The following is a 19,281-nucleotide window of genomic DNA, read 5'->3' on the forward strand; positions in this document are numbered from 1 at the left end:
CCGCTGGGCCGACCGCTGGCCGGCGGCGGTGCTTGCGGCAGCGCCGTCCGGATCAGTGGTTGGGTCTCCCCGCGCCCGCAGGCTGTGCCGGATATCCCAGTCGTGCCAGGGTTCATCGCCATCGGGCACCAACCTCTCGCTACGAGACGTCACGGCGCCTGCCGGGCGGCTCAATATTGAAAAGTAGAGAACCCCTCATCTCTTGCCAACGGCCGTCCACACTGGCTGTAACACCGGGCGGTCGCCAACGGCCACCCGATCAGGCACGCTCGGTCGGATGGCTGACAGCCGAGGCCGATGAGCAGGCCAACCTGGTCCCGCGCATGCCTCCGACTCGCCGGACCCTGCCATCCCGAGCGGCCTCGCCCCTCGGGCCTCGGCCCTCGCCTGGCCCGTCGATCTTGCAGTTTCGGTCGTCGTTTCGCGTGCTATGCCCCTTACGTCGGGACATAAGTGCAAGATCGCGTAGCCGGGGCGCCAACTCCGGCGGTCATGGAGTTGTGGTGCCCGTTGGGGAGCGTGGCGGGCGTTTTGTCACCCAGCACAGTTCCTTGATCGACGAGGCGCGCCAGCCGTGGGGTGGCTCCACCTAGTCGCGCGCATGCCTCTGGCTCGCCGGACCCTGCTGCTCCGCCCCGGTCACGCGCGGTAGGACGATGGTGAGATCGGAGGCGTTGGTGCGCGGTGATACGACAGTTGCCCTGCTCGGCTCGGTCACGTCCCGCGGAACATCCGGATCGTCGAACGGCATCACCTGCTTCGTCCGGCGCGGCCCGACCGCCTCGGCGACGGAGATCATGCCGAAGAGCAGCACCAGGCAAGCAGCGGACACCGCGATCATCGACCGGATGGTCCCGGTGACCTTGCGCGTCGGATCCGTTGGTGGGTTGATCGGTAGAGCCTGGAACAGGTACTTGTCGTCCGCGCCGTCGACCTTCTGCATGTCGTACAGCTCTTTTTCCATGCTCTTGGACACCAGGTCGAGCGTCTTCGCGGCCGACTCGGGCGAGCTGCCCGTGCCGACGATGTTGATGACCAGGCCCGAGCCGATCGCGTTGGTCGAGCTGATCGTGTAATCCTCGTCGGCTCCTTGGCTGATCAACCCCTGGCGGACCAGGCCGCCCGACACCCGCTGGGCCAGGACGTCGACCACCACGGACGGGTTGGGTAGTCGCAGGTACGGGTTGTTGGCGTTGATCTTGAGTAGCGTTGGATCCCGTTCGATCGCGGCATCGCTCGGCTGGGGTGGCGGGGCGATCAGCACATACTGCGCCTGAGACTCATACACCGGCGGTATCCCGAAGGCGACGAAGGCGTTCCCGGCGATCAGCACTGCCAGCACTGCCAGCACGATCAGCTTGTGGCGTCGCACGGTCGTGAACATGGCCAGGAGATCCATCAGGGCTCAATTCTCGCTGGAGGAGACGGGGCGTCGACGAGGGCAGCCGGCTCTGCTGGCCGCAGGGCCGCCGCCGGCACCGATACGGGAAAGATCCGGGTCTGCGCGGGCCACCGCTGGACGGCCAGCCAGCAAGTGGCGCAGAGCCCGAGGACAACGGCGTGGACCGCGGCGAACTGCGCGAAAGAGAACGCGTCGAACGTGTACGCCCCGACCGCTGCGGCGAGGCAGGCACCGGCAAGCGCACCGCACAGCGAGCGCAACTCGGGGTTGGTCGTCCGGCCCCGTGCCTGCAGCGCCGTGAGTGCGGGCACCAGGAAGTACAGCACGAGCGCGGCCAGGCCGAGGATGCCCATCTCGATGGCGGTCTTCAGGTACTGGTTGTCCAGAATCCGTGTGGCGTCCTCCGGCAGGAACGTGCCACCGCCCCGGCCCAGCCACGGGGCCTGCTGCACGAGCGCGACAACCCGGGGATAGTTGTCCAGCCGATTGGTGATCGAGGCATCCTCTGACCCTGCGGTGATCGAGCCGATGATCGTCCGCAGATAACCCGGTGTGGTGGCGAAGATGGCGACGACGGCGCCCGGTGCGAAGGCAAACAGCCAGACCCGTTGCTTGGCGGGCAGGCAGATGATGAACGTCGCCACCGCGATGCCGACAGCCAGGATCGCCGACCGGGAGACGGACATCGGTATGCACATCCCGATCAGCCCCACCGGCAGCCACCGTCGCACGGGTGAGCGTTCCCGGTCGTGGATGCCCAGCCAGATCGCCACCGGCAGGAGCATGCCGGCGACCACGCCCAGTTCGATCGGATGGATCGTCGTCCCGGTGACCCGGACGAGCGCGTCGCGGCCCTGAAACGAGCCGTACTCCGAGCCGGACTCGAATCCCGGCAGCGCCAGACGCAGCAACGGCTTGAGGTCCCACAGGAACCAGAACTGGAGGGTCGCCACGACACCGGAGAACGCGCCGCCCCACACCAGAGTCCGGATGACTCGCAGGAGGTCGGCCGGGCTGCGCAGGTGCTCGGCGGTCACCAGGATCACCCCGGACATGCCGACGAGCAGGAGCATCCAGCGGTCGGCGCCGAGCCTCTGCGTCTCGTCCGGCGTGAACAGTGGCATGGCGGCGTAGGAGAGCAGCGCGCTGATCCACAGCAGCGCCAGCGCACCGCGAACGGGATAGCGGGTGTGGACCGGGTCGTGCAGGCCGAGGAGCGCTGTCACCGCCCAGGCCAGGAAGAGGACAAGGGATACGAGGCTCGCCAGGTAACCCTGCGCGCCGACGATCCGGATCACCGTGTCCGACGGAAAGATGAAGGCGCTGAGGATGAAGAGCTGCAGCATGAATGCGGCCTGGCGGGACCCCTGCGGGCGTACGACCCGGAGAGTCTCGGCTGGCCCCGCACCGGAGGCCCGGTCGCTGTTCACACGTCTGGCGTCGCCGGTCATGGTTGTCGTCGATCCGTTGAATCGCCGCACCAAGCTCTCGTTCCTACCCTTGAATCGGGATCCTTCAGTGGAGGGCTGGCCCGAGCGTACCGCTCTGGCGTGGGCCGCGGAATCGTCCTGTTTCAGAGCTCAGCCCGCCGGACGGCCGGGTTCAACCACCGCGTCGGGCCGTCGATGTATCCGAATCTCACTCGTAAACCGCACTGTTGTCCGTGGTCAGGCTAGGGAGAGGTTGGCCAGCGCCTGCCGACGCAGCGGCGTGGGCGTACGGGACTTGGCGGAAATCATCACCGCGATGTCGCGATCCTGGATCGCGCCGAGAAACTCCCGCATCGTGCGCTCGTCCAATGGGGTCTCCTCCCAATAGGAATGGCAGAGGGTGTCCGCGGCGCGGAAGGAGCCGACGTTCATTCCAGCACCGGAAACCTCATCGACATAGACGCCGTACAGCGTCCATTCGGAAAAATGCAGCTTTGCCCCGATCACGTCCGTCCATCGGCGTCCGGTCACTGACTCCACGTGGGCCAACAGCCGTCGCACGACCGCCGGATCCCACGCCAACAGCGACGAGACGTAGTCGGCGTAGGGTGGCGCGGCCGCCGGCACACCGAGCAGGGACCGGGCGACCTGATGCCAGATCACGTGCCGGGGCAGCCGCTCGTCGACCTCGTCGGGCTTGCGATAGAAGCGGACCACCTCGTCACGACGGAAAGTGTCGGCGGAGAACGGCCGAACGAATTGGATGTCGGAGTCGACAAGCACGACGACGTCGGCATCGGATCGCGCCGCGGCCGCGAGCTTGATGATCTGTTGCAGGATCCAGCCCCGCAACGGCGGGAACGGGCGGCGGAGGTTGACCGCGAGGTTCGCGCCCGGCAGGGACCGGAAGGAGCGGGGCAGGAAATCCGCCTCGTCATGGATCACCGCGCGTGCCCCGCTCAACTGGCTGAAGAGCGCCAGGTCGGCTCGCGGCACGATGATGTGGTGCTGTATCGAGTCCGGCGAGTGCGCCAGCACCGAGCGGTGCAGGTCCGCGCAGCGGTCGAAGTCCGGCGCGAAGCTGGGGGTGATGATGGCCAGTCGTGACATGCCAGGAGTCCTCTTGTCGGCCGGCTGCGGGCCCGGCTGTTCGGTGTTCACCGGACCACCGCCGGCGACCAGGCGTCGGATACCAGTAGCTCGGGGGCGCCCGTGCCGTCCGCCGGGCTTGACCAGATGTCGCTGGTCGCCGTCCCGGTGCCGCTGCGCGGCAGCGCGTAGATGATTCTCGTGTCATCCAGCCACTCGACCTGGTCGTCGACGCTGCGGGTCTCGGCGAGCAGCGTCTCGGAACCGGTCGCGAGGTCGTGGACGGCGAGGCGCCAGCGGCCGGGTGGCAGGTCGCCGTGCTTCTTGAAGGCGATCCGGGTCCCGTCCGGCGAGAGCGACGGGCACTCGGCGTCCTCCCGGATCGCTGTCACCCGGCGGGCTGCGAGGCTCCCCTCGACCAGCCAGGTCTTTGCCCCGGATGCGGCGGTGGCGTAGAACCGGTCGTCATCGGCGAAGGTCACCCCCCACAGATTCTTGTCCACCGCGGTGACCACCGCGCCGTCGACGACGAGTTGGAACCGCTCAAGGTCCCCGATCAGCTCACCGTCGGTCCGGCTGACCACCGTACGGGTGGAGAACTGACCCGGATTCGCGTACGAGTCACCGAAGACGAACGTGGTCGTCGCCACCAGCGACCCGTTCCGCGACAACCGGGCCCTGCTCGGTGTGCCGACCAGCGGCAGGTCGCGCCGCACCGACCAGTCCGCGCCGAGCAACTGCGCCCGGTACGTGGTCAGCAGGCCCCGGTCAGCCGAGAGGCAGATCGCCTCGTCCCTGGTCGCGTAGACCCGCTCGCAGGCGGCGTCGGTGAGCGCGCGTGGCCCGGCCGGCGCCGAGAGCGGAACCATCGCCACCCGGCCGTAGTCGGCGCCGAGAGCGGTGTTCCGGAAGACCAGGTGTGGCACGTCGCGCACCACGGCGAGGTCGTTGCGTGTCGGCGCTCCGCTCGCCTTCGCCTGCGCGGCGGTCAGGTCCTGCCGGGCCCGCCAGACGAAGCCGCCCGCGCTGACGAAAGCCACAAGCAACACCACTGTCAGCGCCGTCAGCCGTGCCCGCGGCCCGAGCCCACCAACCCGTTCGCTCATGCCGGCGCTCCGCTGGATCGAGCTGCGGGGAGCGTCGCTGGGGTCGAATGATCGATGCCGCGCAGCAGCCAGGCGGCGACCGGCACCGCGACCGCCAACAGGGCGGCGAAGAGCAGCAGCGCCTGACGGGGGCCCTGGACGCTCCAGAGCAGACCGAAGAGCACCGACGCGGCGAACCGGGCCAGCGCCACAGTGGTCTGGGCGGCGGCGATTCCGCTTCCCCGTGCGCTGGGGGCCACGAGGCGGCTCACCAGCGCCGCCAGCACGCCGTCGGTGGCGGCATAGAAGGTGCCGAGCAGGAGCAGGACCGCGAGGGTCCCGCCGACGCCACTGCTGGGCAGCGCCGCGAGCAGGTAGCCGCCCAGCAGTGCCAGGTGGCCGGCGACCAGCACCCGACCGCGACCGACCCGATCGGCCAGCAGCCCCAGGGGTACGGCCAGCGCCAGGTAGGCGACGTTGGTTCCCACGTAGAGCAGGGGGAAGTAGCGGGCAGTGAAGTCGTCCCGGTCCTGCAGGAGCAGGTAGAGGAAGCCGTCACCGATGGTCAGCAGGCCCAGCAGTGCCGCGGCCAGCAGCGGTCGCCGTAGACCTCGTCCGGCGACCTCCGACATCACCTCGCGCAGGGTGGCCCGGGCCGCGCCGGCCGCGGTCGGCAGGTCCGGCACGAGCAGCACCAGCACCGCCAACCCGGCGATCGCGAACGCGAACGAGACGACGAAGATCGAGTCGTAGCTGCCGGGGACGGTCGCGATGAGGGCGAAGGCGACCAGCGGACCGATGGCCGCACCAAGGGTGTCCAACGCCCGGTGTACGCCGAAGGCCCGCCCCAGCACGTCCGGTTGCGACGCGGCGGCGATCAGGGCGTCCCTGGGCGCGGTGCGCAGGCCCTTGCCCAACCGGTCCGCCGTGACCACCGCGGTTATCGCCGCGAAGCCAGCCGCCGGCAGCAGCGCCAGGCGGCTCAGCGCCGATGCGGCGTACCCGGTCACCGCCACCCACTTCGGTCGCTGCCCGCGGTCGCCCACATAGCCCCCGGCGATCCGTACCAGCGCGCTGACGCCCTGGTACATGCCGTCCAGGAAGCCGTACGCGATGGGGCTCAGGCCGACGACGGCGGTCAGGTAGAGCGGCAGGATCGACGCCACCATCTCCGACGACACGTCGGTGAGAAGGCTGACCGTGCCGAGCAGCACGACCGTCCCGGATACGCGGTGCACGGCGATGCGGGTCCGGCTCGGACCGGCATCGTCCGGCCGGTCCCGCAGCGTCACGTACACGGCATCTCCGGTCAGCCGGCCAGGGCCGCGGTCAGCGCGGCGACGACTGACTCCTGCTGGTCGGCGGTGATCTGTGGGTAGATCGGCAGCGAGAGCAGCTCCGGCGCGATCCGCTCCGCGTGCGGGAACGCCCCCTGCGGGTAGCCGAGGCCGGCGAAGGCTCTCGTCCGGTGCACCGGCACGGGGTAGTGGATCCCCGCCCCGACACCGGAGGCGTTGAGCCGCGCCAGCACCTGGTCCCGGCGGGCCGGGGTGCCGTCGCCGGGGACCCGGAGGCAGTAGATGTGCCAGACGTGCTCGTTACCCGGCAGGGTCACCGGGCGGATCACGTCGACCGACGCCAGCAGCGCGTCGTATCGGGCTGCCGCGGCCCGGCGCAGCGCGTTCCAGTTGGCCAGCCGGGCCAGCTTGGCACGGAGCACGACCGCCTGGAGGCCGTCCAGTCGGCTGTTCACACCGATCACGTCGTGCACGTACTTCTTTAGGCCGCCGTGACTGCCGAGGGTGCGGACCATCGTGGCGACGTCGGCGTCGACGGTGACCACGGCGCCCGCGTCGCCGTACGCTCCCAGGTTCTTGCCGGGGTAGAAGCTCGTCGCGGCGACGCCGTCGGCACCGGCGCCGCGACCGTGCCGGGTGGCGCCCTGGCACTGCGCGGCGTCCTCGACGATGGCGATGTCGCGCCCGGCCAGGCCGGCCCGTAGTCGCTCCACCGGTGCCAGTTGGCCGTAGAGGTGCACCGGGATGATCGCCCTGGTGGCCGGCGTGATCGCGGCCAGCGCAGCGTCGACGTCGAGCAGGTACGTGTCGGGGTCGCAGTCGACCAGCACCAGTCGCGCGCCGGCGCGGGCGACCGCCTCGGCGGTGGCGATGAAGGTGTTCGTGGGCAGGATCACCTCGGCACCGGGTCCGACGCCGACGGCGCGCAGCGCCAGTTCGAGCGCGTCGGTGCCGTTGGCGACCCCGACGCAGTGGTCCACTCCGGCGAACGCCGCGTACTCGCGTTCGAAGGCGGCCACCTCGGGGCCGCCGATGAAGGCGGTGTCCGCCAGGACCCGCTTGAAGCCGACCGCGACCTCCTCGGCCACTTCGGCATGTGCGGCCTGCAGGTCCACCAACGGAATCGCGTTCATCGTGGGAGCACTCCCTGAAGAGTTGGCTGACGGACAGGACGAAGGAATCGGGCCGGGTTGCCGGCCCACACCTCACCGGGGGGTACGTCGTCGAGCACGACCGAACCCATGCCGATGAGCGACGTCGCGCCGACCGTGAGCGATTCGCGGATCAGCGCACCTGCCCCGAGGTAGGCGCCCCGTCCGATCCGCACGGATCCGGAGATCCGCACCCCCGAGGCGATCGTGACGTGGTCGGCGACGACGTCGTCGTGGGTGAGCACGGTCTGCGGCATGATGGCCACGTGTGCGCCGAGGGTGACGTCGGCGGTCAGCACGACCTGAGCCAGCAGCACAGAGCCCGGCCCGACCGTGCAGCCGGCGGGCACCTCGGCCGACGGGTGGACGACCCTCGCGTACCGTGCCGGCGGCAGGCCCAGCCGCTGCACCACCTGCTCGCGGACGCCGGGGTTGCGGGCGTTGGCGATGCAGACCACCACGGCGGCATCGGGCAGGTCGGCGATCGCGTCCAGCGGGCCCAGCACCGGCAGCCCGGCACGGGTCACGCCGTGCAAGGCCGGGTCGTCGTCGAGGAAGCCGCGTAGCCGCCAGGTCGGCGCTGCCGCGTTGATCGCCGCAACGGTGGCCGCCGTCTCCCGGGCTATTCCTCCGGCGCCGACGATCACGAGATCGCCTGTCATCGGCCGACCAGTCCACGAAGTGTTCCGACGATGTGGTCCTGGTCGTCTTCGGTGAGCGCATGGTGCAGGGGCAGGACCAGCGAGTCACGCGTGATCCGTTCGGTCACCGGCAGCGGGGCCGGGTTGACGTCCGCGTACGCCGGCTCCAGGTGCGACGCCATGATGCCGCGCCGGGCGGACACCCCGGCGGCGGCGAGCGCGGCGAGGGTCTCGTCCCGCCCGACGCCGAACTCGTCGGTCAGCAGCACCCAGAAGGTCTGGAAGTTGGTGCGGCCGTGCGCCGGGTCGCGGACCGCGACCACGCCCGGCACGTCGGCCAGCAGATCGTGGTAGCGCGCGGCGAGGCTGCGGCGCTGCGCCACGATCTGTCCGAGCTTGCCCAGTTGGACCAGGCCGATGGCGGCCTGGATGTCGGTCATCCGGTAGTTGTAGCCCGTCTCCAGGTACGCCTCGAGGATCGGTTGGGCGCTCGCGTGCCGGTCTGCCGCCGATACGTTCATCCCGTGTTCGCGCAGCCGCCGAAGCCGCACCGCCCACTCGGCGTCGTCGGTGGTGATCATCCCGCCTTCGCCGGTGGTGAGGAGCTTTCGCGGGTGAAACGACCACGCCGCGAGCAACGCACCGGCACCGACCGGACCACCATCCACCATGGACCCTGCCGCGCAGGCCGCGTCTTCGATGAGCGAAATGCCCCAGCGGTCGGCGGCGGTCCGCAGCGCGGACACCTCGGCCGGCACGCCGCCCTGGTGTACGGCGATGACGGCTCTGGTGCGCGCCGTGCGCGCCGCGTCGAGGGTCGCCACCGTGACGTTGCCGGTGGCGACGTCCACGTCGGCGAAGACGGGCCGCGCTCCGACGTAGCGGACCGCGTTGGCGGTGGCGATGAACGACAGCGACGGGACGATCACCTCGTCTCCGGGCTCCACCCCGACCGCGACGAGCGCGAGGTGTAGCGCCGTGGTGCAGGAGCTGACGGCGACGCCGTGGGCCGCACCGACACTGGCGGCGAACGCGGCCTCGAACGCCGCGACCCGAGGGCCCTGGGCGACCCACCCCGAGCGGACAGCGTCCGCCGCGGCCAGTGCCTCCTCCTCGCCGAGCGCGGGGAGCATCACCGGGATGCGGCGTGCCGCCTCGATGGTCACCGCGACTCCTGGGACTCGCCGCGGGCGGGCTGCTCTGCGCGCCACCACTCGACCAGCCCCTGAAGGCCCTCCCGAAGACCGATCTGCGCCCGGAAGCCGAGTGCCTCCGCCGCGGTGGAGGTGTCAGCGAGCCGCCGGGTTACCCCATTGACCTTCCGGGCCGGGCCGTACTCCGGGGACCTGTCGCTCTTCATCACCGAGAGGAGCGTGCGGGCGAGCTCGTTGAGGCTGGTCTCGACCCCGCTGGCGATGTTGAACACCTCGTCGGTGTGCGGTGACTCGGCGGCCAGGATGTTGGCTCGGGCGATGTCGAGGACGTCGACGAAGTCCATCGTCTGGGTGCCGTCGCCGAGGATCAGCGGGGCGATGCCCGCGTCGATGCGCTCCATCCAGCGGATCAGCACCTCGGTGTACAGCCCGTGGACGTCCATCCGCTGGCCGAACACGTTGAAGTACCGCAGGGCCACATAGTCCAGCCCGTACATCCCGTGGAAGCTGCGCAGCATGCCCTCGTTGAACGCCTTGGCAGCCCCGTAGAACGTGTCGTTGTTGTATGGATGGTGCCGTTCGCTGGTGGGGAACTCCTCGGCCAGGCCGTAGACCGACGCCGACGACGAGGCGATCACCTTGCGGACGCCCTCGGCGGCGGCCGCCTCCAGCACGTTGAACGTGCCGTCGACGAGCACCTCGTTGGCCAGCCGGGGCTCCTCGGCGCACTGCGTGATCCGGATGGCGGCAAGGTGGAAGACGAGGTCCTTGCCCCGGGTGACGTCGCGGACGAGGTCGACATCGCGGATGTCTCCCTCCACCACGCGCACCCGATCGTCTTGCAGCGCCCACTTCAGGTTTTCGCGTCGGCCGCGTACGAAGTTGTCGAGAACGACAACCTCGCTGGCGCCGCCACGCACGAGCAGGTCGACCACGTGCGAGCCGATGGTGCCGGCTCCGCCCGTCACCAGGGCACGCGCATTCTTGACCGAAACCGCAGCACTCATCGTTCGGACACCCCTTCCAGATCGACCATCACGCCGCCTTTGGTGAGACTGTGCGAGGCTGCCTGCAGGATCTGCAGGACCCGTAGGCCGGATCGGCCGTCGGTGAGCGCGGGCGACCCGGTGCGGATGGCGCGCGCGTACTCCTCGACCATGGTTCGCAGCGCCTCGCGCTCGGTCAGTGCCGGCGCCACCATGTCCCCCGAGCGGTAGGACACGAGCATGTCGTGGCGTTCTTCGGCGCCGAGCTCGTCGGGCGTCGCCACGTCGACGCCCCGATCGAAGATCGCCAGTCGCTGGCTGGGGTTGAGGTCGTCCCAGACCAGGGTGCGCTTGGAGCCACCGATGATGGCCGTGCGGATCTTGACGGGGGAGAGCCAGTTGACGTGGATGTGTGCGATCGCGCCCGTGTTGAGCTGGAGGGTGAGGTACGCGACGCAACTGCGGCCGGCACCGATGCCGTCGACACCGTGAGCGGCGACGGCCACCGGCACGATGCCGGGCGGCAGCACGAAGTCCAGGATGGACAGATCATGCGGCGCCAGGTCCCAGATCACGTCGATGTCGCGCTGCACCAGACCGAGATTGATGCGCACCGAGTCGAGGTAGTGCAGCTCGCCCAGCTCGCCCGCGTGCAGCAGCTCGCGGATGCGAAGGACCGCCGGGGTGTAGCAGTAGGTGTGGTCGCACATGAGCGTGAGCCCGCGCCGGTCGGCTTCCTCGACGAGTTGGCGGCCCTCGTCGTAGGTGGCGGCGAGCGGCTTCTCCACCAGCACGTGCTTGCCGGCGCGCAGCGCGGCCAACGCCACCGGCAGGTGGGTGCCGGCCGGGGTGGCGATCGCGACGGCCTGTACCGCGTCGTCGGCCAGCACCGTGTCGAGGTCGTCGGTGACCTGCACGGTCGAGTAGTCCCCGAGCACGCGGCGGGCCCGTTCGACGTCGAGGTCGCACAGCCAGCGAAGGCGGAACGCCGTCGATCCCTGGAAGTTGCGCACCAGATTGGGGCCCCAGTAGCCGGCGCCGATCACGGCGATCCCGATGGGTTTGGCGGAGACGGCAGGTGAAGAAGTCACGGCGATCCGTTTCGTCTACGGCGTTCGTGGTGGGCGACCAAGAGCTGACGTCCGACACAGCGCAGTGTCGGACAAGGATTGGCACCCGTTGACCTGGCCCGCCCCGGGAAGCTACCGGCCGCCGATCGGCGGGGACAGCGCTGTGTCGGATTTCGGCGGGCCACTGCTGGGGAACCCATACCTTCGGCCCAGGCGTACCGGCTGTCGGCGCGTCAATTCGAGCCGATGGGTGCGTGACACCGGCCGCCTCAACGGCAGCCGGCCGCCGGCGCTCGTCCCTACAGTGATGGGCACCGAACTCGCGACGAGGAGCGGAATGACCGACTCTGCGCAGCCGCACCGGAACGACGTGTTCGTCGCGCCCGGCGCCGATGTCGACGTACGCGCGACGATTCAGCCCGGCACGAAGATCTGGCATCTCGCCCAGGTGCGGGAGGATGCCCGCCTCGGGTCCGACTGTGTGATCGGCCGGGGCGCCTATGTCGGGCCGGGAGTACGCCTCGGCGACAACGTGAAGGTCCAGAACTACGGTCTCGTCTACGAGCCTGCCGTGCTGGGCGACGGCGTCTTCGTGGGGCCTGCGGCAGTGCTCACCAACGATGAGTACCCGCGGGCGGTGACGCCGGAGGGCCGGCTCAAGGGCGGTGACGACTGGACCGCGGTGGGGGTGGTCGTCGGAGAGGGCGCGTCGATCGGAGCTCGTGCCGTCTGCGTGGCACCTGTGACCGTTGGGCGTTGGGCGTTGGTCGCCGCGGGTGCCGTCGTCGCCAAGGACGTGCCCGACTTCGCGCTCGTGGTTGGTGTCCCGGCCCGCAGGGTGGGCTGGGTGGGCCACGCGGGCGAGCCGCTGGCCGACAAGGGGGACGGCCGGTTCGTCTGTCCGCGTACGGGCCGTGAGTACCGGGAGCTGGCAGGCGTGCTGACGGAGGTGTGAGAGCGGGGACACCTCTCGAGCTGGGTCGATGTAGTCGTTGCCGACCAGATTTCCCGGCGCGCCGAGCTGATTTCAGGCTTTTCCGTCGCGCCGGAGGCGTCCGCAGGGCGGGACGCGGCGGGCAGCGTGCCGGGTTGGTGGCACGCCGTGACAGACTGACCGCTGTGTTGCGCTGGTTGACTGCAGGTGAATCGCACGGCCCCGCCCTCGTCGCGATGCTGGAGGGGGTGCCGGCCGGTATCGAGGTGACCACCACCGAGATCGCCGACGAGCTGGCCCGCCGACGGCTGGGCTACGGCCGGGGTGCCCGGATGTCGTTCGAACGGGACGAGGTCGAGGTGCTCGGCGGCCTCCGGCACGGGGTCACCCTGGGTAGCCCGGTGGCGATCCGGGTCGGCAACTCCGAGTGGCCGAAGTGGCAGACGGTGATGGCCGCCGACCCGGTCGACCCCGACGAGCTGGCCCGGCAGGCCCGTAACGCCCCGCTGACCCGTCCCCGGCCGGGCCACGCCGACCTGGCCGGCATGCAGAAGTACGGCCACACCGACGCCCGGCCGATCCTGGAACGCGCCAGCGCACGGGAGACCGCTGCCCGGGTCGCCGTCGGCACGGTCGCCAAGGCGCTGATCCGTCAGGCGCTCGGCATCGAGATCGTCTCGCACGTCGTCGAGCTGGGTCCGGTGGCCGCGAAGGCCGGGCTGCGCCCCACCCCTTCCGATTCCGCCCGGATCGACGCCGACCCGCTGCGCTGCCTCGACCCGGAGGCCAGCGCCCTGATGGTCGCCGAGGTCGATGCCGCGAAGAAGGCCGCCGACACCCTCGGCGGCGTGGTCGAGGTGCTGGCGTACGGGGTGCCGCCAGGGTTGGGCAGCCACGTGCAGTGGGACCGCAAACTCGACGCCCGACTGGCCACCGCGCTGATGTCCATCCAGGCGATCAAGGGCGTGGAGATCGGCGACGGCTGGCAGCAGGCCCGGTCCCGCGGTTCCGAGGCGCACGACGAGATCATCGCGTCGGCCACCGGTGTCCGCCGGGTCACCGACCGGGCTGGCGGCCTGGAGGGTGGCATCACCACGGGTGAGCCGCTGCGGGTCCGTGCGGCGATGAAGCCGATCTCCTCACTGAACCGGGCGCTGGCCACCGTCGACGTCGCAACCGGCGAGCCGGCCACCGCGATCAACCAGCGTTCCGACGTCTGCGCGGTGCCCGCCGCCGCGGTGGTCGCCGAGGCGATGGTGGCGCTGGTGCTCGCCGAGGCGGCCACCGAGAAGTTCGGCGGAGACTCGATTGCCGAGATCCGCCGCAACCTTGCCGGCTACCTCGACGCGCTGGTCATCCGCTGATGGCACCGGTCGTCGTGCTGGTTGGCGTGCCCGGCTGCGGCAAGACCACTATCGGGCGGGCGCTCGCCTCCACCCTCGGGGTGGAGTTCCGCGACACCGACACCGACATCGAGCAGATGGCCGGCAAGCCGATCCCGGAGATCTTCATCGACGAGGGTGAGGAGCACTTCCGTACCTTGGAGCGGGCTGCGGTGGCCGCGGCGCTGGCTTCCGGCACGGGCGTGCTCGCCCTCGGTGGCGGCGCGGTGCTGGCCGAGGAGACCCGGGCCGCCCTGATCGGGCACCGGGTGGTGCACCTCTCGGTCGAGCTGCCCGACGCGGTGAAGCGCGTCGGGCTCGGCGCCGGCCGGCCGCTGCTGGCGATCAATCCGCGGGCCACGCTGAAGCATCTGATGGACCAGCGCCGGCCGCTGTACACCGAGGTCGCCACCATGACGGTGACCACCGACGGTCGGACCCCGGCGGCGGTCGTCGCCGAGCTGGCCGCCCTGCTACCCCGCTGACCCAACCTGCCGCGCCGATCTTGCACTTGCTGTCCCGGCGTAGGGGGGCATTCCCCGCATCTCGGCAACCGGAACTGCAAGATCGGCGCAGCGGGGTGGTCCTCAGCCTCGGGCGGCGGAGTCGAGGACGTCGGCCAGGGCCTTCGGCTCGCTGAGCATCGGCCAGTGCCCGGTGGGCAGCTCGAACAGCTGGCCACCGGCCAACCCGGTGAAGAACGGGTGCCCTTCGCCGATCATCTGCCGCACCACGGTCAGCGGAAAGGTGCTGGCGACCAGTGCGGTCGGCACCGGCCGGCCGCCGGTGCGTTGCACCGGGTCGGTGGCCGCCCCCAGCGGATGCGGCGTGGCCCGGGCGCGCAGCAGGGCCAGCGTCGGCTCGTCCAGGCCGGCCAGGTTGGTCGGGTCGGCGGCCGGATCCCAGGCTGGCGGCGGCAGCAGGTGCCCGGTGCCGATCGCCGCGCGAAGCCGCTCCTGCTCCTCCGGCGGCACCGTGTCGAACTGCGCGACGCCGTCGGGTAACGGCCCGCTCTCCACATAGACCACCCGGGAGATCCGGTCCGGGATGCGGTCCGCCGCCTGGGCGACCGGCATTCCACCGCCGGAGTGACCAACCAGCAGCACGTCGTGCAGGGCCTCGGTCTCGATCAGCCGGACGATGTCCGTGGTGTGGGTGTCCAGGCCAACCTCTGGCCCGGCGAGGTGGTCGCGCTCGGCCACCCCGGTCAGTGTCATCGGGTATACCTCGTGCCCCTGCGCACGCAGCGTCGAGGTCACCTCCCGCCACGCCCAGGCACCCAACCAGAAGCCCGGGACCAGCACGAACGTCGCCATCTGTCGCTCCTTTCTCTCGGTTACCGCATGACCGTACGATCGAAACCGGTCAGATTCCGCCCGGTTTCGAGGAGTGGCGCGTGTCTCATCCCGCAGGCCGCGTGCTGGCCCTGCTCGAACTTCTGCAAACCCGGCACCGGTCAACGGCCGTCGACCTCGCCGGCCGGCTCGGCGTGGACGAGCGGACCGTGCGCCGGTACGCGGCCACCCTGGTCGAGCTGGGCATCCCCGTCATCGCCGACCGGGGCCGCTACGGCGGATACCGGCTGCACCCCGGGTACAAGCTGCCGCCGCTGATGCTCACCGACGACGAGGCGGTGGCCGTGCTGCTCGGCCTGGTCGTCGCCGAACGGGTCGGGCTGGCCACCGAGCTGCCGGCCACCGCCACCGCGTTGGCCAAGATCCGCCGGGTGCTCCCGGTGACACTCGCCGACCGGCTGACCGCCGTACAGGAGCACCTCGGCTTCACCCTGCGGCGCGCGGAGCCGGAGCGGGGACCGGCGTCCGGCACCCTCCTCACCCTGGCCGCGGCCGCCCGACACCGACAGCGGGTGGCGTTGGACTACCGCTCCTGGCGAGGTGAGCAGTCGCAGCGTGAGCTCGATCCGTACGGGCTGGTCTTTCACGCCGGCCGGTGGTATGTCATCGGCCACGACCACCGGCGCGGCGAGGTCCGCACCTTCCGGCTCGACCGGATCGGCACCGTGACGCCCGTAAAGGCGACGTTCACCGTGCCGGACGGCTTCGACCCGGTGGCCCGGGTGACCCGGTCGCTGGTCGGCGTGCCCTACACGCACGAGGTCGAGGTGCTGCTGGAGACGGATCTGGTCGCCGTCCAGCGCCGCGTCCCGCCCAGCGTGGCCGAGTTGACCGCCACCAGCGCCGGAGTGCTGCTGCGGGCCCGGGCGGAGAGCCTGCCCGGTATGGCCGCGCTGCTCGCCGGGCTGGGCTGCGCGTTCACGGTGCGGCAACCGGACGCGCTGCGTGCGGCTGTGGCCGAGCACGCGCGCCTGCTGGCGGAATGGGCTGCCCGGCCAGCAGGTGGGCAGACGCCGTCACCACGCCGCCCGCTCGACTAGGCTGCCGGCGATGGACGACGTGACCCGGATTCCGGTCGGCGGCGAGCGGCCGTACGACGTGTTGGTTGGACGCGACCTGCTGGGCGCGTTGCCCGGCCTGCTGCCCGGCGCGACCAGGGCGGCGGTGCTGCACGCGCCCCCGCTCAAGGCTCTCGCGGACGCGCTGGGCGAGCGACTACGCGCCGCCGGCGTCGAGCCGCTGCCGATCGAGGTGCCCGACGCCGAGTCGGGCAAACAGATCGACGTGGCGGCCGCCTGTTGGGACCGGCTCGGAGCGGCCGGCTTCACCCGCACCGATGCGGTGGTCGGGGTGGGCGGCGGCGCGGTGACCGACCTGGCCGGCTTCGTCGCGGCCTGTTGGCTGCGTGGGGTGCGCTGGGTGCCGGTGGCAACCTCGTTGCTGGGCATGGTGGACGCCGCCGTGGGCGGCAAGACGGGCATCAACACGGCCGCCGGCAAGAACCTGGTGGGCGCGTTCCACCCGCCGGTCGGTGTGCTGGCCGACCTGGCGACCCTGGACAGCCTGCCGGCAGCCGACCTGACGGCGGGGCTCGCAGAGGTGGTCAAGTGCGGTTTCATCGCCGACCCGGCGATCCTGGACCTCATCGAGAGCGACCCGGTCGCGGCCACCGACGCGCGTGGGCCGGCGACACGGGAGCTGATCGAGCGGGCGATCCGGGTCAAGGCCGACGTGGTCGCGGGTGACCTGCGCGAGTCGGGCGTGCGGGAGGTGCTCAACTACGGTCACACCCTCGCCCATGCGATCGAGCAGAATGAGGGCTACCGCTGGCGGCATGGCCACGCCGTCGCCGTCGGCCTGGTGTATGCGGCCGCGCTGGCCCGGCTCGCCGGCCGACTGGACGCCCCGACCGCCGACCGGCACCGGGTCACCCTGACCGCGCTCGGCCTGCCGGTGAGTTACCCGGCCGACGCCTGGCCGCAGCTGCTGGCCGCGATGCGGGTGGACAAGAAGGCCCGGGGCAGCCGGCTGCGCTTCGTGGTGCTCGACGGCCTGGCCCGCCCGGCGATGCTGGAAGGCCCGGATGACGCGGTGCTGGAGGCGGCGTACCAGGAGGTGGTCACCCCGTGAGCGCGAGGAGTGAGCCGGGTTTGCGAGCCCCGCAGTCGCGAACGAAGAGCGGCCCCGCATGAGGGTGTACGTCCTCAACGGGCCGAACCTGGGCCGGCTGGGCACCCGTGAGCCTGAGGTGTACGGCGCGACCACCTACGCCGACCTGGTGGCGCTCTGCGAATCGACGGGTGAGCAGTTGGGGTTGGACGTGACGGTCCGGCAGACCGACGCCGAGCACGAACTGCTCGGCTGGCTGCACACCGCCGCTGACGAGGGCGCTGCGGTGGTGCTCAATCCGGCCGCCTGGTCGCACTACTCGTACGCCGTGCGCGACGCTTGCGCCATGCTGCGGGGGCCGCTGGTGGAGGTGCACCTTTCCAACATCCACGCCCGCGAGGAGTTCCGGCACCATTCGGTGGTCTCCGCGGTGGCGACCGGGGTGATCTGTGGTCTCGGCATTGACGGCTATCGCCTCGCTCTGCACCACCTGGCCGCCCGCTGAGGGGCCGCCCCGAGCGGGGGGTCGGGTAATTCGACGCAGCTAGTAGACTCGCAGGGTCTGTCCGCCAATTGATGATCAAGGCAGGAAATGGCCTCCACCAACGACCTCAAAAACGGCCTGGTACTCAACCTTGACGGCGAGCTCTGGGCCGTCGTCGAGTTCCAGCACGTCAAGCCCGGTAAGGGTGGTGCCTTCGTGCGCACCACGCTGAAGAACGTGCTGTCCGGGAAGGTGGTCGACAAGACCTTCAACGCGGGCACCAAGGTCGAAACCGCGACCGTGGACAAGCGCACGATGCAGTACCTGTACGCCGACGGCGAAGACTTCGTCTTCATGGATCTGGAGACTTTCGACCAGATCAACGTGCCCGGCGGCACTGTCGGCGAGGCAGCCAACTACCTGCTGCCCGAGGCGGAGGCGACCGTCGCCCAGCACGAGGGTGTGCCGCTCTACATCGAGCTGCCCACCAGCGTCGTGTTGGAGGTCACCTACACCGAGCCGGGCCTGCAGGGCGACCGCTCGACCGGCGGCACCAAGCCGGCGACCGTGGAGACCGGCGCCACCGTGCCGGTGCCGCTGTTCATCACCACCGGTGAGAAGATCAAGGTCGACACCCGCGACGGCCGTTACCTCGGCCGCGCCTGATGGCTGAGGGTTCCAAGCAGCAGATGCCGGCGCGCCGCAAGGCGCGCAAGCGGGCGCTGGATGTCCTCTACGAGGCCGACCTACGGGACAAGCCTCCGGTGGAGGTGCTGGCCGGCTACGTGCAGCGGATCGAGCAGCCCCGACCGGAGCACCTGGGCTACGCGGTGGGCCTGGTCGAGGGTGTCGCCGAGCACCTCAACCGGATCGACGAGCTGATCGCCAGCTACGCCGAGGGTTGGACGCTGGAGCGGATGCCGGTCGTCGACCGGAATCTGGCCCGGATCGCCGTCTACGAGTTGCTCTACGTCGACGAGATCGACGACGCGGTGGCGATCAGCGAGGCCGTGGAGCTGGCCCGACACATGTCGACCGACGATTCGCCTCGGTTCCTCAACGGGGTGCTCGGTCGGATCGCCGAGTACGCCTCCCGCTGAGCCGAAGTCAGCACCAGCATCCAGCACCACGAACGGAAAGGGCCCGTGCCGATGGCACGGGCCCTTTCGTCAAGCGACAGCTCAGGAGGCGAAGAACGCCCGGGGGTCGGCCACCAGCACACCGTGCTCGGTGAGCCGCTCGATCAGACCCGACGGCGAGGCGTCGTAGACGATGGCGAGCGCCCGCAGGTCGTCGGCGCGGATGGAGAGCACCCGGCCGTTGTAGTCGCCGCGCTGCTGCTGGATGGCGCGGGCGTAGCGGGCGACGTAGGCCAGGTCCTCGGAGGCCTCGTCGTAGAGCCGCTCCAGGTCCAGGACGATCTTGCTGGTGGGCTCGTGACGGACGCCACTGCCGTCAGGCAGCAACTCCGAGACGGGGACACGGTAGAACTCGGCCAGCTCGGCCAGACGGGACACCGTCACGGCCCGGTCGCCGCGCTCGTACGAGCCGACCACCACGGCCTTCCACCGCCCATTCGACTTCTCCTCCACGCCCTGCAGGGAAAGACCCTGCTGCTGGCGGATGGAGCGCAGGCGGGCGCCCAGAGACTTGGCGTATTCAGAGGGCATTCGGACACTCCCAGTGCTGCTCGGGGTTCTCCCGTCGATCG

Annotated in this window: 20 protein-coding genes; 8 read left to right on the forward strand and 12 right to left on the reverse strand. The window is 70.5% G+C overall.

Annotated features, from left to right (window positions below):
- Window positions 1-589 precede the first annotated feature (589 nt).
- The 10 genes from ACLQ28_RS27670 to ACLQ28_RS27715 form a co-directional block, all read right to left on the reverse strand.
- Window positions 590-1,399 (reverse strand): Wzz/FepE/Etk N-terminal domain-containing protein, encoded by an 810-nt coding sequence (locus ACLQ28_RS27670; RefSeq protein WP_425689182.1) that lies wholly within the window; start codon window positions 1,397-1,399, stop codon window positions 590-592.
- A complete protein-coding gene (locus tag ACLQ28_RS27675) occupies window positions 1,399-2,853 on the reverse strand; it encodes an O-antigen ligase family protein (protein WP_425689183.1) in 1,455 nt (484 codons plus the stop codon). The genes ACLQ28_RS27670 and ACLQ28_RS27675 overlap by 1 nt, the downstream gene beginning before the upstream one ends.
- 216 nt (window positions 2,854-3,069) lie before the next feature.
- The gene (locus ACLQ28_RS27680) at window positions 3,070-3,942 is read right to left on the reverse strand and encodes a DUF6492 family protein (protein ID WP_425689184.1); all 873 of its coding nucleotides are present in this window, start codon (window positions 3,940-3,942) and stop codon (window positions 3,070-3,072) included.
- A 47-nt stretch (window positions 3,943-3,989) separates the two neighbouring features.
- Window positions 3,990-5,027, reverse strand: coding sequence for a TolB family protein (locus ACLQ28_RS27685; protein ID WP_425689185.1), 1,038 nt, complete (start codon window positions 5,025-5,027; stop codon window positions 3,990-3,992).
- Entirely contained in the window at window positions 5,024-6,298 is a 1,275-nt protein-coding gene (locus ACLQ28_RS27690; protein WP_425689186.1) for an MFS transporter, read from the reverse strand. Before ACLQ28_RS27690 ends, ACLQ28_RS27685 begins: the two co-directional genes overlap by 4 nt.
- Window positions 6,299-6,315: 17 nt before the next feature.
- Window positions 6,316-7,437 (reverse strand): DegT/DnrJ/EryC1/StrS family aminotransferase, encoded by a 1,122-nt coding sequence (locus ACLQ28_RS27695; RefSeq protein WP_425689187.1) that lies wholly within the window; start codon window positions 7,435-7,437, stop codon window positions 6,316-6,318.
- Window positions 7,434-8,117, reverse strand: coding sequence for an acetyltransferase (locus tag ACLQ28_RS27700; protein ID WP_425689188.1), 684 nt, complete (start codon window positions 8,115-8,117; stop codon window positions 7,434-7,436). The genes ACLQ28_RS27695 and ACLQ28_RS27700 overlap by 4 nt, the downstream gene beginning before the upstream one ends.
- A complete protein-coding gene (locus ACLQ28_RS27705; protein WP_425689189.1) occupies window positions 8,114-9,262 on the reverse strand; it encodes a DegT/DnrJ/EryC1/StrS family aminotransferase in 1,149 nt (382 codons plus the stop codon). Before ACLQ28_RS27705 ends, ACLQ28_RS27700 begins: the two co-directional genes overlap by 4 nt.
- Window positions 9,259-10,257, reverse strand: coding sequence for an NAD-dependent epimerase/dehydratase family protein (locus ACLQ28_RS27710; RefSeq protein WP_425689190.1), 999 nt, complete (start codon window positions 10,255-10,257; stop codon window positions 9,259-9,261). Before ACLQ28_RS27710 ends, ACLQ28_RS27705 begins: the two co-directional genes overlap by 4 nt.
- The gene (locus tag ACLQ28_RS27715; RefSeq protein ID WP_425689191.1) at window positions 10,254-11,327 is read right to left on the reverse strand and encodes a Gfo/Idh/MocA family protein; all 1,074 of its coding nucleotides are present in this window, start codon (window positions 11,325-11,327) and stop codon (window positions 10,254-10,256) included. The genes ACLQ28_RS27710 and ACLQ28_RS27715 overlap by 4 nt, the downstream gene beginning before the upstream one ends.
- Window positions 11,328-11,643: 316 nt before the next feature.
- Between ACLQ28_RS27715 and ACLQ28_RS27720 the strand changes: the two genes are divergently transcribed.
- From ACLQ28_RS27720 to ACLQ28_RS27730, 3 genes are all read left to right on the forward strand, one after another.
- Window positions 11,644-12,261, forward strand: coding sequence for an acyltransferase (locus ACLQ28_RS27720; protein WP_425689192.1), 618 nt, complete (start codon window positions 11,644-11,646; stop codon window positions 12,259-12,261).
- 164 nt (window positions 12,262-12,425) lie between these two features.
- Window positions 12,426-13,604 (forward strand): chorismate synthase, encoded by a 1,179-nt coding sequence (gene aroC / locus ACLQ28_RS27725; protein WP_425689193.1) that lies wholly within the window; start codon window positions 12,426-12,428, stop codon window positions 13,602-13,604.
- Window positions 13,604-14,107 carry a shikimate kinase gene (locus ACLQ28_RS27730; protein WP_425689194.1) on the forward strand — a complete coding sequence of 168 codons (504 nt, stop codon included), beginning with the start codon at window positions 13,604-13,606 and terminating at the stop codon, window positions 14,105-14,107. The genes aroC and ACLQ28_RS27730 overlap by 1 nt, the downstream gene beginning before the upstream one ends.
- Window positions 14,108-14,209: 102 nt before the next feature.
- Here the strand turns inward: ACLQ28_RS27730 and ACLQ28_RS27735 are convergent, their stop codons facing one another.
- A complete protein-coding gene (locus ACLQ28_RS27735; protein ID WP_425689195.1) occupies window positions 14,210-14,938 on the reverse strand; it encodes an alpha/beta fold hydrolase in 729 nt (242 codons plus the stop codon).
- An 80-nt stretch (window positions 14,939-15,018) separates the two neighbouring features.
- Between ACLQ28_RS27735 and ACLQ28_RS27740 the strand changes: the two genes are divergently transcribed.
- From ACLQ28_RS27740 to nusB, 5 genes are all read left to right on the forward strand, one after another.
- Entirely contained in the window at window positions 15,019-16,017 is a 999-nt protein-coding gene (locus ACLQ28_RS27740; protein ID WP_425689196.1) for a helix-turn-helix transcriptional regulator, read from the forward strand.
- A gap of 10 nt (window positions 16,018-16,027) precedes the next feature.
- Complete coding sequence (aroB, locus tag ACLQ28_RS27745; RefSeq protein ID WP_425689197.1) at window positions 16,028-17,107, forward strand: 3-dehydroquinate synthase; 1,080 nt, start codon at window positions 16,028-16,030, stop codon at window positions 17,105-17,107.
- Between the two features lie 58 nt (window positions 17,108-17,165).
- Window positions 17,166-17,591 carry a type II 3-dehydroquinate dehydratase gene (aroQ, locus tag ACLQ28_RS27750; protein WP_425689198.1) on the forward strand — a complete coding sequence of 142 codons (426 nt, stop codon included), beginning with the start codon at window positions 17,166-17,168 and terminating at the stop codon, window positions 17,589-17,591.
- A gap of 87 nt (window positions 17,592-17,678) precedes the next feature.
- Window positions 17,679-18,236 carry an elongation factor P gene (efp, locus tag ACLQ28_RS27755; protein ID WP_425689199.1) on the forward strand — a complete coding sequence of 186 codons (558 nt, stop codon included), beginning with the start codon at window positions 17,679-17,681 and terminating at the stop codon, window positions 18,234-18,236.
- Window positions 18,237-18,259: 23 nt separating this feature from the next.
- Window positions 18,260-18,670: a transcription antitermination factor NusB gene (gene nusB, locus ACLQ28_RS27760; protein ID WP_425689264.1), complete on the forward strand. Its 411-nt coding sequence runs from the start codon at window positions 18,260-18,262 to the stop codon at window positions 18,668-18,670.
- Between the two features lie 81 nt (window positions 18,671-18,751).
- Here nusB and ACLQ28_RS27765 read toward each other — a convergent pair whose 3' ends face one another.
- Window positions 18,752-19,240, reverse strand: a complete 489-nt coding sequence (locus ACLQ28_RS27765) for a transcriptional regulator BldD (RefSeq protein ID WP_007458348.1) — start codon at window positions 19,238-19,240, stop codon at window positions 18,752-18,754.
- Window positions 19,241-19,281 lie beyond the last annotated feature (41 nt).

It is taken from the genome of Micromonospora sp. DT201, assembly GCF_049841575.1.
GTDB lineage: Bacteria > Actinomycetota > Actinomycetes > Mycobacteriales > Micromonosporaceae > Micromonospora.

What these genes read in the sequence shown, in the direction of transcription:
- ACLQ28_RS27670 (WP_425689182.1), bottom strand. Translation starts at nt 1,399, where the DNA reads ATGGATCTCCTGGCCATGTTCACGACCGTGCGACGCCACAAGCTGATC.
- ACLQ28_RS27675 (WP_425689183.1), bottom strand. Translation starts at nt 2,853, where the DNA reads ATGACCGGCGACGCCAGACGTGTGAACAGCGACCGGGCCTCCGGTGCG.
- ACLQ28_RS27680 (WP_425689184.1), bottom strand. Translation starts at nt 3,942, where the DNA reads ATGTCACGACTGGCCATCATCACCCCCAGCTTCGCGCCGGACTTCGAC.
- ACLQ28_RS27685 (WP_425689185.1), bottom strand. Translation starts at nt 5,027, where the DNA reads ATGAGCGAACGGGTTGGTGGGCTCGGGCCGCGGGCACGGCTGACGGCG.
- ACLQ28_RS27695 (WP_425689187.1), bottom strand. Translation starts at nt 7,437, where the DNA reads ATGAACGCGATTCCGTTGGTGGACCTGCAGGCCGCACATGCCGAAGTG.
- ACLQ28_RS27700 (WP_425689188.1), bottom strand. Translation starts at nt 8,117, where the DNA reads ATGACAGGCGATCTCGTGATCGTCGGCGCCGGAGGAATAGCCCGGGAG.
- ACLQ28_RS27710 (WP_425689190.1), bottom strand. Translation starts at nt 10,257, where the DNA reads ATGAGTGCTGCGGTTTCGGTCAAGAATGCGCGTGCCCTGGTGACGGGC.
- ACLQ28_RS27720 (WP_425689192.1), top strand. Translation starts at nt 11,644, where the DNA reads ATGACCGACTCTGCGCAGCCGCACCGGAACGACGTGTTCGTCGCGCCC.
- ACLQ28_RS27730 (WP_425689194.1), top strand. Translation starts at nt 13,604, where the DNA reads ATGGCACCGGTCGTCGTGCTGGTTGGCGTGCCCGGCTGCGGCAAGACC.
- ACLQ28_RS27735 (WP_425689195.1), bottom strand. Translation starts at nt 14,938, where the DNA reads ATGGCGACGTTCGTGCTGGTCCCGGGCTTCTGGTTGGGTGCCTGGGCG.
- aroB (WP_425689197.1), top strand. Translation starts at nt 16,028, where the DNA reads ATGGACGACGTGACCCGGATTCCGGTCGGCGGCGAGCGGCCGTACGAC.
- aroQ (WP_425689198.1), top strand. Translation starts at nt 17,166, where the DNA reads ATGAGGGTGTACGTCCTCAACGGGCCGAACCTGGGCCGGCTGGGCACC.
- efp (WP_425689199.1), top strand. Translation starts at nt 17,679, where the DNA reads ATGGCCTCCACCAACGACCTCAAAAACGGCCTGGTACTCAACCTTGAC.
- nusB (WP_425689264.1), top strand. Translation starts at nt 18,260, where the DNA reads ATGCCGGCGCGCCGCAAGGCGCGCAAGCGGGCGCTGGATGTCCTCTAC.
- ACLQ28_RS27765 (WP_007458348.1), bottom strand. Translation starts at nt 19,240, where the DNA reads ATGCCCTCTGAATACGCCAAGTCTCTGGGCGCCCGCCTGCGCTCCATC.